Consider the following 17392-nt stretch of genomic DNA (forward strand, 5'->3'; position numbering starts at 1 on the left):
CCATGCTGCGCTCGCTGTCCGGCCTGACCACGCGGGGCCGATGCCTACTCGCCGCGGGCGTCGCCGCCGCGGTGTGCGCCGTGGTGCTCAACGAGCGGGACCTGCTCCGGGTCGCCGTGTTCGTCGTCGCGCTGCCCCTGCTCGTCGCGGCGTTCATCGCGGCGTCCCGGGTGCGCATCGGAGCCGCCCGCAAGATGCTGCCGGACCGGGTCTCGGTCGGCTCCGCCGGCGAGGTGGAGCTCGACCTGTGGCGCAACGGCCGCCTGCCCGCGGGCGAGGTGCTGCTCGAGGACGGCGTGCCCTACGCGCTCGGCGCGCGCCCGCGGTTCGTGGTGGAACGCCTGCCGCACGATCGCGCGGTCGGGCTGCGCTATCCGATCCAGCCGGTGCTGCGCGGTATCCAGCAGATCGGCCCGCTGCGCGCGACGATCACCGATCCGTTCGGGCTCTGCGAGTTCGAACGCGAACTCATCGGGCACTCCCGGTTGATCGTGGTGCCCAAGGTGGTCGGGTTGTGGGGCCTGCCGAGCGGCGCCGGGATCGGCGCGGGCGACGACGGCAGCATCCGGCTGCACGCCGGGCAGGGCGAGACCGACGTGATCGTCCGCCAGTACCGCCAGGGCGACGATCTGCGGAAGGTGCACTGGCGTTCCACCGCGCGCCGCGACGAGATCATGGTCCGGGTGGAGGAACGTCCCTGGCGGGGCGGCACCACCGTGCTGCTCGACCACCGGGCGGCGGCCCACCACGGCACCGGGCCCACCGCGAGCCTGGAATGGGCGGTGTCCTTCGCCGCCAGCGTCTGCGTGCACCTGCGCCGCGCCGGGCACCGGGTGCGGCTGGTCAGCGAGCACGGCAAAACCCTCGCCGACACCCCGGGCGACGGCGGCGAGCACTACGACAACCTCATCCTGGACGCGCTCGCGGCGCTGCAGCCCGCGCATCAGCGGGATGTCACCACCGGGCACGACCCGGCCGAAGGCCAGGAGCTGATCGCGGTGCTCGGCACGGTGAGCAACGAATCCGTGCACGAACTGGCCCGGTTCCGCCCGCGCGGCATCCGCAGCCTCGCGGTGCTGCTGGACACCCCGGCGTGGTCCGGCGGCGTGAGCGCGCCCGAGCACCGCGCGGCGGCCACCGAGGAGTCGGCGAGCCTGCTGCGCGCGGCCGGCTGGGGTGTGGTGATCGCGGGGCCCGACTCCCCCATGCCGCAGGTGTGGGCGGAGCTGTGCCGGACCGCGGCCCGCCGGGGCACGCTGATCGGCGGCGCCCTGTGACCGCCACCGCGCACCGGCCGCCGCCCCCGGCCTCCCCGCACACGCCTGCCCCGCGACCGGTTCCGCCGCCGACCGCCTGGGCCAGTTCGATCCTCGCCCCGGCCGCCGCCGGTACGGCCACGGTCTGCGCGGCGACCTCGCTCACCGGGGTCGTCGGCGGCTGGGCCTGGCTCGGTTACGTGATCGTCGCCGCCGTCCTGGTCGCCTGCACCGGGCTGGCCCTGCGCTCGATGCGCACGCCCACCCCGCTGGTCGGGCTGGCGCAGTTGCTCGTGCTCGCGTTCATGATCACCGGGGTCTTCACGCGCAGCGGGATCCTGTCGATCATCCCCGGCCCGGCCGCGCTCGCCGAACTGAACGACGTGCTCACGGCCGCGTTCGAACAGATCCGCGTCGGCCTGCCGCCGGTGGAGCCGACCCCGCCGATCCTGTGCCTGGTCACGATCGCGATCGGGCTGGTCGCGGTCCTCGTCGACACGCTCGCCGTCGCCGCGGCCGCACCCGCGGCCACCGGGCTGGTGCTGCTGTGCGTGTACGCGGTTCCGGCGTCGCTTTCGGACGGCATGCTGCCGTGGTGGACGTTCCTGCTCGGCGCCGCCGCATTCGCCGGAATGCTCGCCGTGGACGGTAACCACCGGCACCGCCGCTGGCGCAACCGGGACGCCCCCGGGCTCGGCGCCTCGCCGGGCGCGGCGTCCACCCCGGTCGCGGTCGTTTCGGTCGCCCTGGTCCTCGGCCTGATCGCCGGGGCCACGGTCACCGCCGTGGGCACCGTGGGCAGGCTGCCCGGCAGCGGCCAGGGCGGTCAGGCCGGCGGCGCGGGCGGCCTCGGCGTCAATCCGTTCACCCAGCTGCGCGGCATGCTGGACCAGGGCAACAACGTCGAGTTGTTCCGGGTTCGCGGGCTGGGCAACGAGAAGCGGCTGCTGCGCGCGTTCACCTTGGACACCTACCGGCCGAACAAGGGCTGGGGACTGCCGGACGCCCCGATGCCGGCCGGTGTTCCGGCCAACCAGACATTGCCGGCGGCCCCGGGTGACGACGGCACCAGCAAGTCGACCGAGATCCAGATCGAGCCGGTGAACTTCGCGGACGTGTGGATGCCGATCTACGGCGCGCCGCGCGGCCTGCGCAACGTGCCCGGCGGCTGGTTCTACGACCCGACCAGCGGCGCGGTGTTCAGCGAGCGCAAGCAGCACGTCCCGGCGTACACCGAATCGGCTTCGCTCGCCGAACCCAGCAAGAACGAACTGCGCGCGGCGAACCCGAAACCGGGCCAGATCTCGCCGGTGTACACCCGGCTGCCGCCGGTGGATCCGCGGGTCGTCGAGCTGACCAAGAAGATCACCGACAACAAGCCCACGAACTTCGACAAGGCCACCGCGCTGTGGCAGTTCTTCACCGCGCAGAACGGGTTCACCTACGACACCCAGACCGCGCAGCAGGCCGACGCCGACGCGCTGGCCGACTTCCTGTTGAACGGCAAGCGCGGGTACTGCGAGCAGTTCGCCTCGGCGATGGCCGTGATGCTGCGGCTGATCGGCATCCCGGCGCGGGTCGCGGTCGGGTTCACCACCGGCTACCCCACGGCCGACTACCGGACGATCACCTCGCAGGACGCGCACGCCTGGGTGGAGGTGCACTTCGGCGACCGCGGCTGGGTCAGCTTCGACCCGACCCCGCTGGCCGATGGCCGCGGTTACATCCCGCCGTATCTGCGCCCGGACACCGCCGCCAGCAACGCGCCGTCCGGTACCGCGTCGAACCAGCCGAACTCGTCGGCCCCGCGGGAGGCGCCGACCGGGGTCGCCCCGCCGCCCGACGCGAACGGCGACGGCCAGAACGGCGCCCAGAACCAGGCCGACGAGGCGCCCGCCGGGATCGGCTGGACCGCCGCGGTGCTGGCGATCCTGGCGGTACTGGTCACGCTGGCCGCCGTGCTGCTGGGCCGGAAGTCGGCCGCCCGGCGAAGGCAGAGATCGCCGGAGAACTCCGGCGCCGAGTCGTTCGACGCCGCGGCGCGCGATCAGGCGGACGTGCTCGGCTCTCCGGTGCTGGCCTGGCTTCCGCTGGCCGCGACCGGGCTGTGGGTCCTCGCGATCGGCTTCGCGGCGTGGCTGTGGTCGTTCTGGTTCGCCCTGGTGTTGTTCGTGGTGCTCGCCGCCGCGCTCGCGCCGTCGGTGGCGCGGGAGGTCGGCCGCCGGCGACGGCTGCGGGAGATCGCGACGCACGGTCCGGGCGCCGCCGACGCGGCCTGGCACGAGCTGCTGGACGAATGCGCCGACCGCGGCCTGCCGATCCCGGAGAGCGACACGATCCGGACCGCGGCGCAGAAGGTGGCCCACCGGCACCACCTCGACGAGGGCGGCCGGGACGGCCTGCGGACCGTGGTGGGTGTGGTGGAGCGTTCCTGGTACAGCCCGGAACAAGCCGGCGACCCGTCGCTCGGCCCGGCCTTCGAGGACCTGCGGGAAAGCATGCACCGCAACGCGCCGATCTCCTGGCGCGGCCGCCTCTTCCCCAAGTCCCTCCTCCGCCGCCGACGCCGCTGAGCCCGCTTCGGGCCCCGAAAGCGCACGCACTCTCGGGGCCCCGGCCAGGCGGCGAGTTACCATACCTCGCGCGCGAGGAGGGCACTCTTCCCCCAAAGTGCCCCGCCCTTGGGAGACGACACAAGAACCCAGGGCGGCGAATGCGCGCCCTGGGTCTTGGATTCCGAGTCTTGGCTACTGGTCCTCGAAGCGCTGGCGGAAGCGTTCTTCCATGCGCTGGGTGAACGAACTGCGCCGGGCGGCCTTGCCGCCACCGCGGGCCGAAGCCGTCGTGCCGTCCTTGCCATCACTCTCGGCAGGTTGCCGGATCGAAGTCACCGCGATCAGGACTCCGAAGAACATGACCAGGAACCCGAGCACGCTCACCAACGGGATCTCGGCGAGCCGCAGCGGCACCATCATGCCCAGCACAAGCAGTGCGACACCGACGACGAACAGCGCAATCCCCTGGATTCGCCGACGGCGGGCGGGCCGCCGCAGCCGGCTTCCCCTTACCGTGGATGCGAACTTGGGGTCCTCGGCATAGAGCTCGCGCTCGATCTGATCGAGCAGCCGCTGCTCATGCTCGGAGAGTGGCATCTTTCCTCCTCCGGCACAGCTGTCGCGGGCGCCGGGCCGCGCAACGTCGTGGACCCAACCGACACCCCCACTCGAGGTGTCTCCCTCCAGGATACGAGCCCCGCGCGCGGACGACTACCCGATCCCGCATCAAGCACCGAATGATTTGCCACAAACCACCCCCGGAGGGCACCTCCCGGTGGCCCGGCCCACGATTTGGGCAGTCGATCACGACTCCCCGGAGTCGGGCACCGGCTTCGGCTCGGTGGCGCCGGAACGTTCGGGCGCCGGGCCGAGCAGCGAGGCCGGGCGGATGGCGGCCCCGCCGAACTTGGCCCGGGCCCGGTCGGCCGCCTGGTCGGCCTCCCGCCAGCCCCGGTCCGGCGCGTCGAAGGTCAGCTGCTCGCCGGACTCGGCGTGATCGTTCAGCTGCTCCACCCGCACGCCGATCAGCCGGACCGCGCCCGGCGGCGCCTGCTCGTCCAGCAGCTGGGCGGCGGTCCGGAAGATCTCCCGGGTGACGTCGGTGGGCACCAGGACCGTGCGGGACCGGGTGATCGTGGTGAAGTCCGAGTACCGCACCTTGATCGAAACGGTCCGCCCGCGCAGCCCGCGGCGGCGCAGGCTCGCGGCGGTCTTCTCGGACAGCCGCAGGAGTTCCCGTTTGAGGACCTCGCGATCGAGGTGATCGACCTCGAAGGTCTCCTCGGCGCCGATCGACTTCTCCGCCGAATCCGGCACCACCGGGCGCTCGTCGTACCCCTGCGCCAGGGCGTGCAGATGCTCCGCGGCCGCGTTGCCCAGCAGCCGCCGCAGCCTCGGCAGCGGGGTCGTCGCGATGTCGCCGACCCGGTCCAGCCCCACCCCGGTCAGCCGCTCGGCTGTGCGTTTGCCCACCCCCCACAGCGCCGACACCGGCAGCGGGTGCAGGAACTCCAGGATCTCGGCCTTCGGCACCACGAGCATCCCGTCCGGTTTGGCCATCCCGGAGGCCAGCTTCGCGATGAACTTGGTCGAGGACACGCCGACCGAGCAGGTGATCCCCTGCTCGGCCCGGACCCGTTCGCGGATGCGCTCCGCGATCTGGCCGGGCGACATCCGCAGCCGCCGCAGCGCGCCGCTCACGTCGAGGAACGCCTCGTCCAGGCTCAGCGGCTCCACCAGCGGCGTGACCCGCCGGAACAGCTCGAGCACCCCGGCGGACGCCTCCTGGTACAGCCCGAAGGTCGGCGGCAGGAACACCGCCTTCGGGCACAGCTTCCGGGCCTGGGCGGTCGGCATCGCCGAGCGGACGCCGAACGTGCGCGCGATGTAGTTCGCCGAGGACACCACGCCGCGGCCGCCGGTGCCCCCGACGACGACCGGCACGTTCGCCAGCTCCGGACGTTCCCGGATCTCCACCGCCGCGAAGAACGCGTCCATGTCCACGTGCAGGATCGAGCAGCCCGTGTCGTCCGGCCAGGCGCCGTCGCGCGCCTTGTACCGCTCGACCAGCCCGCGCGGCAGGTCGCCACTCCTCCCCACCGTGCACTCCCCTCGTATCCCGTCGCGCCACAGGCTAACCGGCGGCACCGACAATTCGCCCAAGTAAGGCTAGGCTTACCTAGTGAAGTCCTCGCCGAGTAAGCCGATTCCCCTGCTCGCCGCCCAGTCCGGGGTCTGGTTCGCCCAGCAGCTCGACCCGGCGACCCCGGCCTACAACACCGCCGAGTACGTGGAGATCCGCGGCGCGCTGGACGTGCCGCTGTTCCGGCGGGCGGTGCACGGCACGCTCGCCGAAGCCGACGCCGTGGGAGTCCGCATCACCGGCGAACCGGCGCAGGTCCCGGGCGCGGCGCCCGGCCTCGAGGTGCACGACCTCCGCGCCGAACCGGACCCCGCCGCGGCCGCGCTGGACCGGATGCGGGCCGACGTCCGCCGCCGCACCGATCTCCTGCGCGACCCGCTGCACCGCCAGGTCCTCTTCCACATTGGACGTTCGCATTACTTCTGGTACCAACGATTCCACCACATCCTGCTGGACGGGTACGGCTTCGCGCTGATCACCCGCCGGGTCGCCGAGAGCTACACCGCGCTGGCCCGCGGCGAGCGGCCGGGGCCGAGCCCGTTCGGCTCGCTGCACGACGTCCTCGCCGCCGAAGCCGAGTACCGATCCTCCGCGGAGCACCGGCGGGATCGCGAGTTCTGGCTCGACCGCCTGCGGGACCGGCCCGCGGTGGCGAGTTTCGCCGAAGGGGACGCGCGGGCCTCGCACACCTTCCGCCGCCGGTCGGCGCTCCTCGGCGAAGACCGGTTCGCCGCCCTCCGGGCCGCGGCCGAGGCGATGCGCGGCACCTGGCCCGAGGCGCTGATCGCCGCCGCGGCGGCCTACCTGCACCGCTGGACCGGATCCGCCGAGGTCGTGCTCGGCCTGCCGATGATGAACCGGCTGGGTTCGGCCGCGGCGCGGGTGCCGTGCATGGCGGTCAACGTGCTCCCGGTCCGGCTCGCGATCGATCCGCACGCGGGGTTCGGCGAACTCGTGCGCGCGGTGTCCGCCGAACTGCGCGCCGTGCGGCGGCACCAGCGCTACCGCGGCGAGGAGCTGCGGCGGGAACTGCGCCTGGGCACCGGCCGCCTGACCGGTCCGGAGGTCAACATCAAACCGTTCCGGGAGGACGTCAGGTTCGGCGAGATCCCCGGAATCGTCCGCTATCTGGCCGCGGGGCCGGTCGACGACCTCACGGTGACCGCGTATCCGGACTCCGAAAGCGACGGGCTCGTGCTGGACCTGGACGCGAATCCGGCGCGGTACACCGAGGCGGACCTGGACGGGCACCTGCACCGGTTCCCCGCGTTCCTCGAGCGGCTGCTGGGTTCCGATGCGCCGCTGGCTGGGATCGACCTGCTGGCGCCCGGTGAGCGCGCCCGGATCGTCGGCGAGTTCAACGACACCGCGCACGAGGTGCCGCCCGGAACGCTCGGCGATCTGGTGGCGGCGCAGGCGGAGCGCACCCCGGACGCACCCGCGCTGATCGTGCCCGAGGACGGGGTCCGGCTCCGCTACCGCGCATTCGACGAGCTGGTCCGGCGGCTCGCGGGCGTCCTCGCCGAGGCCGGGGTGCGGCCCGGCGATGTCGTCGCCGTCTGCGCACCGCGTTCGCGGCACCTGGTGCTCGCGCTGCACGCGGTCGTGCGGGCGGGCGCCGCGTACCTGCCGGTGGATCCGGACTACCCCGCCGAGCGGATCGCGTTCATGCTCGCCGACGCGACACCGGTGGTCCTGCTCACCACCACCGCGGTAGCCGGAGCGCTTCCGGACGGCACGCCGCGGATCCTGCTGGACGAACTCGGCCTCGAAGACCGGCCGCCGATCGCGCACTCCCCCGCGATCGGCCCGGACCACCCCGCCTACCTGATCTACACCTCGGGCTCCACCGGCCGCCCGAAGGGCGTGCTGGTCTCGCACCGCGCGATCCGCAACCGGCTCCTCTGGATGCAGCACGAGTACACAGTGGACGCGACGGACCGGATCGTGCAGAAGACCCCGGCGAGCTTCGACGTTTCGGTCTGGGAGTTCTTCTGGCCGCTGCTGGCCGGGGCGGCGCTCGTGGTGGCGAAACCCGGCGGGCACGCCGATCCCGCCTATCTGGCCGAGCTGATCGGTGCGGAGGGGATCACCACCGCGCATTTCGTCCCGTCCATGCTGGCCGCGTTCCTCGCCGAACCGGACGCGGCCGCGGCCACCGGGCTGCGGCGGGTGATCTGCAGCGGGGAGGCCCTGCCCGCCGGGCTGCGTGACGAGTTCTTCCGGATCCTGCCGGGGGTGGAACTGCACAACCTGTACGGCCCGACCGAGGCCGCGGTCGACGTCACCGCCTGGCAGTGCGAGGCAAGCGATGACAACGACACGGTGCCGATCGGCCGCCCGATCTGGAATACCGGGTCCTACGTGCTGGACTCGATGTTGCGCCCGGTCCCGGCCGGGGTCGCGGGCGAACTCTATTTGGCGGGCACCGGGCTGGCGCTCGGCTACCTGAACCGGCGCGGGCTGACCGCCGAGCGGTTCGTCGCGAATCCGTTCGGGCCCGAGGGATCCCGGTTGTACCGCACCGGCGATCTGGCCCGGTGGCGCCTGGACGGTTCGCTGGATTTCCTCGGCCGGACCGATCACCAGGTGAAGCTGCGCGGCCTGCGGATCGAACCGGACGAGATCGCCGCGGCGCTGCGCGACCATCCGGAGGTCGGCGCGGCGGCGGTGCTCGCCCGCGCGGATCGGCCGGGTGAGCAGATGCTTGTCGCCTACGTCGTCCCGCGCGGCGCACCGCCCGATCCGGGAGCGCTGCGCAAACACCTGGCGGCCACGCTGCCGGAGTACATGGTGCCTTCGGTGTTCGTCCCGCTGTCCGCGTTGCCGTTGTCGCCCAACGGGAAACTCGACCGCAAGGCCCTGCCCGCGCCCGAGTTCACGGCGACCGCGAGCACCCCGGACGGGCCGCGGCAGGAGTTGCTCTGCCGCCTGTTCGCCGAAGTGCTCGGCCTGCCCGCGGCCGGGGTCGACGACGATTTCTTCGCGCTGGGCGGGCATTCGCTGAGCGCGGCGCGGCTGGCCGGGGCGATCCGGCGGGCGCTGGGGGTGGAGGTGACCATCGCGGACCTGTTCACCGCGCCGTCACCGGCCCGGCTCGCCGAGCGGCTCGCGGATCCGGCGGCGGACCCCTTCGGCGTGCTGCTGCCGCTGCGCACGAGCGGCGAGAAGCCGCCCCTGTTCTGCGTGCATCCCGCCGGGGGCCTGGGCTGGTGTTACGCACCGCTGCTCCGGATCGTCGAACCCGACCGGCCGCTCTACGCGCTCCAGGCGCGCGGTCTGTCCGCAAAGGACGATCCCGCGAACCTGCCGTCGAGTATGCGCGAGGTCGCGGAAGACTATGTGGCGCAACTGAAATCCGTGCGGCCGACCGGGCCGTACCAGCTCCTCGGCTGGTCCATCGGCGGCATGATCGCGCACGAGATGGCCGTCCTGCTGGCCGAACGCGGGGACCGGGTCGGCCTGCTCGCCCTGCTGGACGCCTACCCCAGCGAGCAGTGGCGGGCCCTGCCCCCGCCGACCGAGGCGGATGCGCTGGCCGCGCTGGTCCGGATCAGCGGGCACGACGACCTCCCGCCGGATTCCCTCACCCGCCCGCGGGTGATCGAGTTGCTGCGCGGCGAAGGCAGCGCGCTGGCGACCCTGTCCGAGGAGACCGTGTCGCGGATCGTGCGGATCGTCGCGAACAACACCCGCCTGGTCCGGGAGACCGAGCACCGCCACTACCCCGGCGATCTGCACTTCTTCACGGCCGCGGCCCCGCGGCGCGAAACCTGGCTGAACCGCGACGGCTGGCGCGCGCACCTCGGCGGCACGCTCACCAACCACGACCTCGACACCACCCATCCCGGCCTCATCCGCCCGGAACACCTCGCCACCATCGCCCGCCACCTCGGCCTCGCCCCTCCCCCGAACTAGGTCCGCCCGGCGCGGTTGACAGTGCCACCTCACCGTAAGTAGCTTTGATTACAAAGCAAAACTACTTTGCCTTTCTAGGCACTGGGAGTGGATCATGACCTTTCTCGTCACCGGGGCTCGCGGGAAGATCGGCCGCCACGTGGTCGACGGGCTGCTCGCCGCCGGGAAACCCGTCCGCGCGTCCAGCCGGGACACGAGCACCCTGGACGTCCCGGCGGGGGTCGAAGCGGTGCGGATCGACCTCGAGGAACCCGACACCGTCGGCGAGGCCCTGGACGGCGTGGACGGGATCTTCCTGTACACGCGCCCCCGGGGCCTGGACGGTTTCCTCAAGGCGGCCGGGCAGGCGGGTGCGCGGCGGGTGGTCCTCCTGTCCTCGGCCGCGGTCCTCGAGCCGGAGGCCGACACCAACCCCATCGCGGCCCTGCACCAGGCCGCCGAGCGGGCGGTGCGGAACTCCGGCCTCGCCCACACCGTGCTGCACCCGGGCTACTTCGCGAGCAACGCCCTGGGCTGGGCCGGGGACATCCGCGCCGAATCGGCGGTCCACACCCCCTACCCCGACGCGCGGATCGGCGCCATCCACGAGGCCGACATCGCCGCCGTCGCGGCGCATGTTCTTGTCCACGGCAGGCATCATCACGACGGCGAGGCGCTCGCCCTCTCCGGGCCGGAGCCGATCAGCTTCCGGGAACAGGCCGCGGTCCTGGCCGACGTCCTCGGGCGGCCGATCGCCGTGCGCGAACTCACCCCGGACGCGGCCCGGGAGCGGATGGTCGGCCCCGGGATGCCCGCGCACATCCTCGAGGCGGTCCTGCGGGCCTGGTCCTGGGCCGTGGACAAGCCCGCGCCGGTCACCGGCGCCGTCGAGGCGGTCACCGGGACCGCCCCGCGCACCTTCCGTCAATGGGTCCTCGACCACCGCGCCGAGTTCGAGGCGCCGGGCGACTAGGCGGGGCGGCGGGCGACCGCGTGCAGGCGGCTGGCGATGTCGCGCAGCGGAGGGGTGGCGCCCGCGGCGGCTTCGAATTCGGACAGTTCGGTTTCCCACGAGCTGTCCGGGTCGTCGACGGCGGGCGCGACCGAGTCGGCGACCACGCCGTCGCCCTGGATGACGGTCACCTCCAGCCCCGCCGAGGTCAGCAGGCCGCGCAGCGCCTCGGTGTCGAACCGGCGGCGCAGGGTTTCCACCTCCTCCGGCAGCACCCCGTCCGCGCCGGTGAGCAGGCGGCTCGCCTCGGCGATCCGGCCGGCGAGCGCGCGCTGGAGCACCGCCGCGTGCCGGTTGGCGGCCAGCACGGAGACCGCGCCACCCGGTACCACCGCGGCGGCCAGCGCCTCGACCACGGCGGCCGGATCGTCGACCACCTCGAGCAGCCCGTGCGCGAGCACGAGGTCCGCGGACCCCGCGGGAACGTTCGCGCCGAGCGAGTCCGAGTCGTCGGCGACCACGGTGATCCGGCCGGAGACCCCGGTCTCCGCGGCCCGCCGGTGCAGGGTGGCCAGCGCGTTCGGGTTCGGCTCGACGACGGTGACCAGGCAACCCGCGGACGCGAACGGCACCGCCCACACGCCGCTGCCACCGCCCACGTCGACCACGCGTGGCTCGGTCGTGCCGCGTGCGCGGGCACGCGCTAGTTCGGCTTCCAGGACCCGCCTGACGGCCCCCGATCCGCGAGCTGCCGCGGTGTCCGTTCGCATGGCACCACAGCGTAGTAGTGCCATTTCAGCATGGGTGACGGTGGCCGCGTCAGACCGGCGAATCGCCGGCTGGGCCCGTACGCTCTCGGCGTGCATACCGTCGCTGTGCTCAGTCTCAAGGGCGGGGTCGGCAAGACCACGGTCGCGTCGGCCTCGCGTCCGCGGCGCTGCAGCGCGGCATCCGGACGCTGGTGGCCGATCTCGACCCGCAGTGCAACGCGACCGCGGCGCTGGACCCGCCGCGGACCCGCGCGACGCTGGCCGACGTCCTCAACTGGCCGCGCCGGTCGGTGCTCGACTCGGCGATCGCGCGCAGCGCCTGGGACCCGGACGTGGACGTGCTGGTCGGTTCGGAGGACACCGAGTCGCTCAACGATCCGGACCCGAACTCCCGCCGCCTCAGCCGCCTCGCCCGTGGCCTGTCCGAACTGCGCAAACTGGTCGATCACGGCGAACTGCCGTACCGGCTCGTGCTGCTGGACTGCCCACCCTCGCTGGGGCGCCTGACCCGCTCGGCGCTGGTCGCCGCGGACGGCGCCCTGCTGGTCACCGAGCCCTCGATGTTCGCGGTGGCCGGGGTGCAGCGCGCGGCCGAGGCGGTGGAGAGCGAACGCGCCGAGCACAACGGGCGGCTGCGCCCGCTGGGCGTGGTGGTCAACCGGGTGAAACCGCGGTCGAAGGAGCACGAGTTCCGGGTGGCCGAACTGCGCGACACCTTCGGCGAGCTGGTGCTGGAGCCCACGCTGCCGGATCGGGTCGCCGCGCCGCAGGCCCAGGGCGCGTGCGCGCCGCTGCACCGGTTGGGGTCCGCGGGCGCCCGCGAACTGGCGACGGCGTTCGACCGGCTGCTCGATCGGCTCCTCGCCGCCGGGAGTTAGCGTGCGGACGGCGAACCGGTTGCGGCTACTCTCGAACGCGTGCACACGGTCGCCGTACTCAGCCTCAAAGGTGGCGTCGGTAAAACCACGGTTGCGCTCGGTATCGCCTCCGCAGCGCTGCGTAGGGGAACCCGGACTCTGGTGGCCGACCTCGACCCCCAGGGCAACGCCACCGCTTCGCTGGACCCGCCGTACACCGAGGCCACCCTGGCCGATGTCCTGGAGACGCCGCACCGCGCGGTCCTGCAGCGGGCGATCGCGCCCAGCGTGTGGAGCGACGAGGTGGACGTGCTCGTCGGCTCGGACGAGCTGGAACTGCTCAACGAACCGGGCCCGGAGGGGCGGCGGCTGGAGAACCTCTCCCGCGCCCTGGACGAACTGCACCAGTCGCCGACCCGCGGCCGCCCCTACGACCTCGCGGTCCTGGACTGCCCGCCCTCGCTCGGCCGCCTGACCCGCTCCGCGCTGGTCGCCGCGGACAGCGCGATCCTGGTCACCGAACCGACGATGTACGCGGTGTCCGGCGCCCAGCGCGCCCTGGAGGCGATCAAGCAGATCCGCGAGCAGCAGAACCCGGACCTGCGCGCGATCGGCGTGCTGGTGAACCGGCTGCGCGTCCGCTCGCACGAGCACCAGTTCCGGATCGCCGAGCTGCGGGAATCGTTCGGTTCGCTGGTCATGCCGACCGCGATCCCGGACCGCCTGGCCATCCAGCAGGCCCAGGGCGCGTGCAGCCCGATCCACGAGTGGAACTCACCGGGTGCGCAGGAGATCGCGCTGACGTTCAACATGGTGCTGGCCAAGATCCTCCGCTCGGACCGCGCGGGCCGCCACCGGTTCCGGGCGGAAGGTGAATCCGAGGCGGAGACCACCGGACCGGTCGAACGCGTGCGGTCGACGAACCCGTAACGATGCCCGAAGGAGACACGGTCTTTCTGGCCGGGAAGACGGTCCAACGGGCGCTCGCCGGGAAAACCCTGACCCGCGGCGAGTTCCGCCATCCCGCGCTGGCGAACGCGGATCTCGCCGGGCGTACCGTGCTCGGCGTCCGGACCGTCGGCAAGCACCTGTTCACCCGGTTCTCCGGCGAGCTGAGCCTGCACAGCCACCTGAAGATGGACGGCAGCTGGGACGTCTACGCCGAGGGCGCGCGCTGGCGGCATCCGGCGCACCACGCGCGGGTCATCCTCGCGGGGCCCGGTGTGCAGGTCGTCGGGTTCCGGGTGCACGACCTGAAACTGCTGCCCACCGCCGAGGAAGGCGGCCTGGTCGACCACCTGGGCCCGGACCTGCTCGATCCGCAGTGGACGGACGAGCACGCGACCCGGGCGGTCGCGGCGCTGCTCGCCCAGCCGGACCGCGAACTCGGGCTGGCACTGCTCGACCAGCGGATCATGGCCGGGATCGGCAACCTGTACAAATGCGAGATCTGCTTCCTGCTCAAAGTTTCCCCGTGGACACCGGTGTCCGAAGTGGACCCGGCGAAGGTGGTCGCGCTCGGGCGGAAACTCCTGCTGGCCAACGCCTGGCGGCATGAGCAGTGCACCACCGGCGACCTCGGCCGCGGCCGCCGCCAGTGGGTGTACGAACGGACGCGCCAGGGCTGCTTCCGCTGCGGTGGCCCGGTAAAGGTGGCCAAACAGGGCTACGACGTCCACCAGCGCCCCACCTGGTACTGCCCGCGCTGCCAACCCGGCCCGGCGCCTTCCTGACCCTCGGCGGCTTCCGCTACCCCGGGCAGCCCATTGCCGGGGTCGTGAGTGGTACGACCGGTTCTAACCGGCCGGAACACTCACCACGTTAGCCGGTGGTGAGGCCGTACTGGTGGGCGAGCATGGCGAGGCGGACCCGATTGTCCGCGCCGGTCTTGGTCATCAGGTTGCTGACATGCGTCTTGACCGTGGTGAGCCCGACGTGCAACCGCTCCCCGATGTCCGCATTGGACAGACCGGCGGCGATCAGGGCGAGCACCTCACGTTCGCGCGCGGTCAGCGGCGGCAGGTTTTTCGGGGCTCCACCGGGATTCCGGCTGTCCACCGCGTGGGCGACCAGCCGCCGCAGCACGTCCCGGCTGAACGGGCTGTCCCCGGCCGCGGCGCGGCGCACGGCGTCCAGCAGTTCGTCCGGGGCCGCGTCCTTGGCCAGGAACCCGCACGCGCCCGCGGACAGCGCCGGGTACAGGTGCTCGTCGTCGTCGAACGTGGTCAGCACCAGGATCCGGATGCCCGGGCGCCGGTCCAGGATCCGCCGGGTGGCGGTGATCCCGTCCATCCCCGGCATCCGCAGATCCATCACCACCAGATCGGGCACCACTTCCTCGACCCGGGTCAGCGCCTCGTTGCCGTTGGCCGCCTCGCCGACGACCTCGATGTCGTCCGCGGAAGCGCACAGCATCCGCAGCCCCGCGCGCACGAGTTGCTGATCGTCCACGAGCAACACCCGGATCACTGCCGCTCCAGTTCAGCACGCACCCGCCAGCCCCGTTCGTGCGGTCCGGCCTGGAACCGGCCACCGGCCAGATCGACGCGCTCGCGCATACCGAGCAGGCCGTGCCCGGGCCGCGACGGGTCGAGCACGGGCGGCCGGGCACCGCCGTCGTCGACGATCTCGATCACGGTCGCCCCCTCCGCCGCCACCTCGACGCGCACCCGCACCTGCGCGCCCGCGCCCGCGTGTTTGAGCACATTGGTCAGTCCTTCCTGCACGATCCGCAGTACCACCAGGCGGCGCACCGCGTCCAGTTCGGTCACCCGCGCGTCCAGTTCGGCGTCCACCTGGACGCCCGCCCGCCGGACGCGCTCCACCGCGTGCTCCAGTTCGGTGGCCAGATCGGCCGGGTCGACCAGCGCCGGGCCCTCCCCTGCGCCGGGGTCGCGCAGCACCGCGACCAGGCGGCGCAGATCGGCCAGCGCCGCGGTCCCGGTCGCGTGCACGTCGTCGAGCACCTCGGCGATCTCCGGGCTGGTGTCCGGTACGACGTGCCGCGCGACCCCGACCCGCAGCACCATCGACGCCACGTGGTGCGCGAGCAGATCGTGCAACTCGCGCGCGATCGCCGCGCGTTCCCCGGTGCGCGCCGCCCGGGTCTCGGAGACCCGCAGCCGTTCGGACTCGGCGATCCGCTCCTGCGCCTGCCGCGCGATCTTCCGCCGCGCCCGCAGGTACTCCCCGGCCACGACCGGCACCCCCGTCGCCAGGGCCACGCGCAGGGTGGCGGTGAACGCGTCGGCATAGGGGTACGCGCCGATGCCGACGACCACGACATAGCACCCGAGCCCGATCCACAACGGCGCGCCCCGGCGCCGGTACACCAGTTCGGCCAGGGCCAGCACGGCGAATCCGGGGAGGAAGTTCAGCGCCACGTCGCCGATCCGGAGCCCCGCCGCCAGCAGGCCGAGCTGGCCGAGCAGCACGGGAAGCGGGAACCGGCCCCCGACCTGCACCAGCAGCGCCGCGGCGAGGCCGAGGAACCAATCCCACCGTTCCGGGTCGCGGTCGATGAGCACCCCGAGGTAGAGCACCACGTACGCCGGTGCCACGAGCCGCAGCACCGGCAGCCATCTGTCCAGGCCAGCACCCGTCTCCCCGCCACTCACCCTGATCACGGTAAGGGCTTCCCCGACCGGGCGCCTCCTGCCTGGGGAGGAGAACGAAGATCGTCCCGCCGGTCGCCGACCGCGGCTCGCGGCCGGAGGTTCCGGGCCGCGTTCCCGGCGAGGGTCGCTGCCATGACGACACACACCCCCGCCTACCGCACCTTCCTGTCCGCCGCGGCTCGCAATCCCGGTCTGGTCGGCGCGGTCGCCCCGAGTTCCCCCGCGCTGGCCGCGGAACTGGCTTCGGTCGTGCCGACCACCGGCGCGCCGGTCGTGGTCGAACTCGGCGCCGGAACCGGATCGGTGACCGAAGCCATCCAGCGGCGGCTGCCCGCCGCCGGGCGGCACCTCGCGGTCGAGATCGACGCCCGGCTGGTGTCCTACCTGCGCGCCCGCCACCCGGGCGTCGAGGTGATCCACGACGACGCCGAGGCGCTGGTCCGCCTGCTCGCCGAACGCGGTGTGTCCGAAGTGGACGCCGTGGTGAGCGGCCTGCCGTGGTCGCTGTTCGGCCCCGCCCAGCAGCGGCGCCTGCTCACCGCGATCCAGAGCGTGCTCGCCCGGCACGGCGCGTTCACCACGTTCGGGTACCTGCACGCGGCCCCACTGGCCGGGGCGCGCCGGTTCTCCGCCCTGCTGACCGAATCGTTCGACGAGGTGCTCGTCGGCCGGACGGTCTGGCGCAACCTGCCGCCCGCGCGAAGCTTCGCGTGCCGACGATCGGTCGCGCCGGATGCCTGACCTCCACGCGCTCCTCGCCGGGCTGCCGCCGGTGCCCGTGCTCCTGGTGGCCGGGCTGCTCCTCGTCGCCGAGGCCGGGTTGCTCGCCGGGGTCGTGCTCCCCGGCGCGAGCGCCGTCCTGGTCCTGGGTTTCCTTGCCTCCCAAGGAGTTGTCGGCTACCTCCCGGCCGTGGTGACCGCCGCGGCGGCCGCCCCGATCGGCGGGCAACTGGCCTACCTCACCGGCCGCCGCCGCGGCTGCGGCCGCCTGCTCGGACCGGCCCGCGAGCGCGCACGGCGGCTGCTCACCGAACGCGGCGGGCCCGCGGTGACGCTCGCGCAATGGGTGGTCGTCGCCCGGACGGTCACCCCGCGGCTCGCGGGCGCCTCGGGGATGGCACATCGGCGGTTCACCAGCTGGCACCTGCCTTCCGCCCTCGCGTGGGCCGCCTGCCTGGTCACCGTCGGGCGGCTCGCGGGCGAGGCCTACGACCGGGCGGGCAGCGTGCTCGGCATTCTCGGCGCGATCGCGTTGACCGGGCTCGTTCTGGTCAGCACCCGCCACCGAGGCGCTAGACTCGGTGATCGTGACGACGTACAAGCTTCCGCTGTACGGCAGTGACCG

At 73.1% G+C, this 17392-nt stretch carries 13 protein-coding genes and 1 pseudogene; 9 read left to right on the plus strand and 5 right to left on the minus strand.

Going from position 1 to position 17392, the window contains the following annotated elements; all coding sequences use genetic code 11:
- Window positions 1-2: 2 nt before the first annotated feature.
- On the plus strand, window positions 3-1277 hold the full coding sequence (locus FXO23_RS22225) for a DUF58 domain-containing protein (RefSeq protein ID WP_158887311.1): 1275 nt from the start codon (window positions 3-5) through the stop codon (window positions 1275-1277).
- Window positions 1274-3829: a transglutaminase TgpA family protein gene (locus FXO23_RS22230; protein WP_246257666.1), complete on the plus strand. Its 2556-nt coding sequence runs from the start codon at window positions 1274-1276 to the stop codon at window positions 3827-3829. The genes FXO23_RS22225 and FXO23_RS22230 overlap by 4 nt, the downstream gene beginning before the upstream one ends.
- Window positions 3830-4003: 174 nt before the next feature.
- On the opposite strand, the gene FXO23_RS22235 is transcribed toward FXO23_RS22230, so the two are convergent.
- Complete coding sequence (locus FXO23_RS22235; protein ID WP_158887312.1) at window positions 4004-4408, minus strand: DUF3040 domain-containing protein; 405 nt, start codon at window positions 4406-4408, stop codon at window positions 4004-4006.
- 207 nt (window positions 4409-4615) lie between these two features.
- Window positions 4616-5911 carry a DNA polymerase IV gene (locus tag FXO23_RS22240; RefSeq protein ID WP_158887313.1) on the minus strand — a complete coding sequence of 432 codons (1296 nt, stop codon included), beginning with the start codon at window positions 5909-5911 and terminating at the stop codon, window positions 4616-4618.
- An 82-nt stretch (window positions 5912-5993) separates the two neighbouring features.
- Here FXO23_RS22240 and FXO23_RS22245 point away from each other — a divergent pair, with 82 nt between their 5' ends.
- Both FXO23_RS22245 and FXO23_RS22250 read left to right on the plus strand, forming a co-directional pair.
- Window positions 5994-9872, plus strand: a complete 3879-nt coding sequence (locus FXO23_RS22245) for a non-ribosomal peptide synthetase (protein WP_158887314.1) — start codon at window positions 5994-5996, stop codon at window positions 9870-9872.
- Window positions 9873-9966: 94 nt separating this feature from the next.
- Window positions 9967-10824 (plus strand): NAD(P)H-binding protein, encoded by an 858-nt coding sequence (locus FXO23_RS22250; protein WP_158887315.1) that lies wholly within the window; start codon window positions 9967-9969, stop codon window positions 10822-10824.
- On the opposite strand, the gene FXO23_RS22255 is transcribed toward FXO23_RS22250, so the two are convergent.
- Complete coding sequence (locus FXO23_RS22255; protein ID WP_158887316.1) at window positions 10821-11573, minus strand: methyltransferase domain-containing protein; 753 nt, start codon at window positions 11571-11573, stop codon at window positions 10821-10823. The genes FXO23_RS22250 and FXO23_RS22255 overlap by 4 nt on opposite strands.
- A gap of 90 nt (window positions 11574-11663) precedes the next feature.
- Here FXO23_RS22255 and FXO23_RS22260 point away from each other — a divergent pair.
- From FXO23_RS22260 to FXO23_RS22270, 3 genes and pseudogenes are all read left to right on the plus strand, one after another.
- Window positions 11664-12451: pseudogene (locus FXO23_RS22260) on the plus strand (ParA family protein).
- Window positions 12452-12490: 39 nt separating this feature from the next.
- Window positions 12491-13360 (plus strand): ParA family protein, encoded by an 870-nt coding sequence (locus FXO23_RS22265; protein ID WP_158887317.1) that lies wholly within the window; start codon window positions 12491-12493, stop codon window positions 13358-13360.
- 2 nt (window positions 13361-13362) lie between these two features.
- Complete coding sequence (locus tag FXO23_RS22270) at window positions 13363-14163, plus strand: Fpg/Nei family DNA glycosylase (protein WP_158887318.1); 801 nt, start codon at window positions 13363-13365, stop codon at window positions 14161-14163.
- A gap of 88 nt (window positions 14164-14251) precedes the next feature.
- On the opposite strand, the gene FXO23_RS22275 is transcribed toward FXO23_RS22270, so the two are convergent.
- Together FXO23_RS22275 and FXO23_RS22280 are read right to left on the minus strand one after the other, a co-directional pair.
- Window positions 14252-14899, minus strand: coding sequence for a response regulator transcription factor (locus FXO23_RS22275; protein ID WP_158887319.1), 648 nt, complete (start codon window positions 14897-14899; stop codon window positions 14252-14254).
- A complete protein-coding gene (locus tag FXO23_RS22280; RefSeq protein ID WP_158887320.1) occupies window positions 14896-16047 on the minus strand; it encodes a sensor histidine kinase in 1152 nt (383 codons plus the stop codon). The genes FXO23_RS22275 and FXO23_RS22280 overlap by 4 nt, the downstream gene beginning before the upstream one ends.
- Before the next feature lie 132 nt (window positions 16048-16179).
- Here FXO23_RS22280 and FXO23_RS22285 point away from each other — a divergent pair, with 132 nt between their 5' ends.
- Window positions 16180-16788 carry a class I SAM-dependent methyltransferase gene (locus FXO23_RS22285; RefSeq protein ID WP_158887321.1) on the plus strand — a complete coding sequence of 203 codons (609 nt, stop codon included), beginning with the start codon at window positions 16180-16182 and terminating at the stop codon, window positions 16786-16788.
- Window positions 16781-17389, plus strand: coding sequence for a DedA family protein (locus tag FXO23_RS22290; RefSeq protein WP_158887322.1), 609 nt, complete (start codon window positions 16781-16783; stop codon window positions 17387-17389). Before FXO23_RS22285 ends, FXO23_RS22290 begins: the two co-directional genes overlap by 8 nt.
- Window positions 17390-17392 lie beyond the last annotated feature (3 nt).

This window comes from Amycolatopsis anabasis, assembly GCF_009765355.1.
Classification (GTDB): domain Bacteria; phylum Actinomycetota; class Actinomycetes; order Mycobacteriales; family Pseudonocardiaceae; genus Amycolatopsis; species Amycolatopsis anabasis.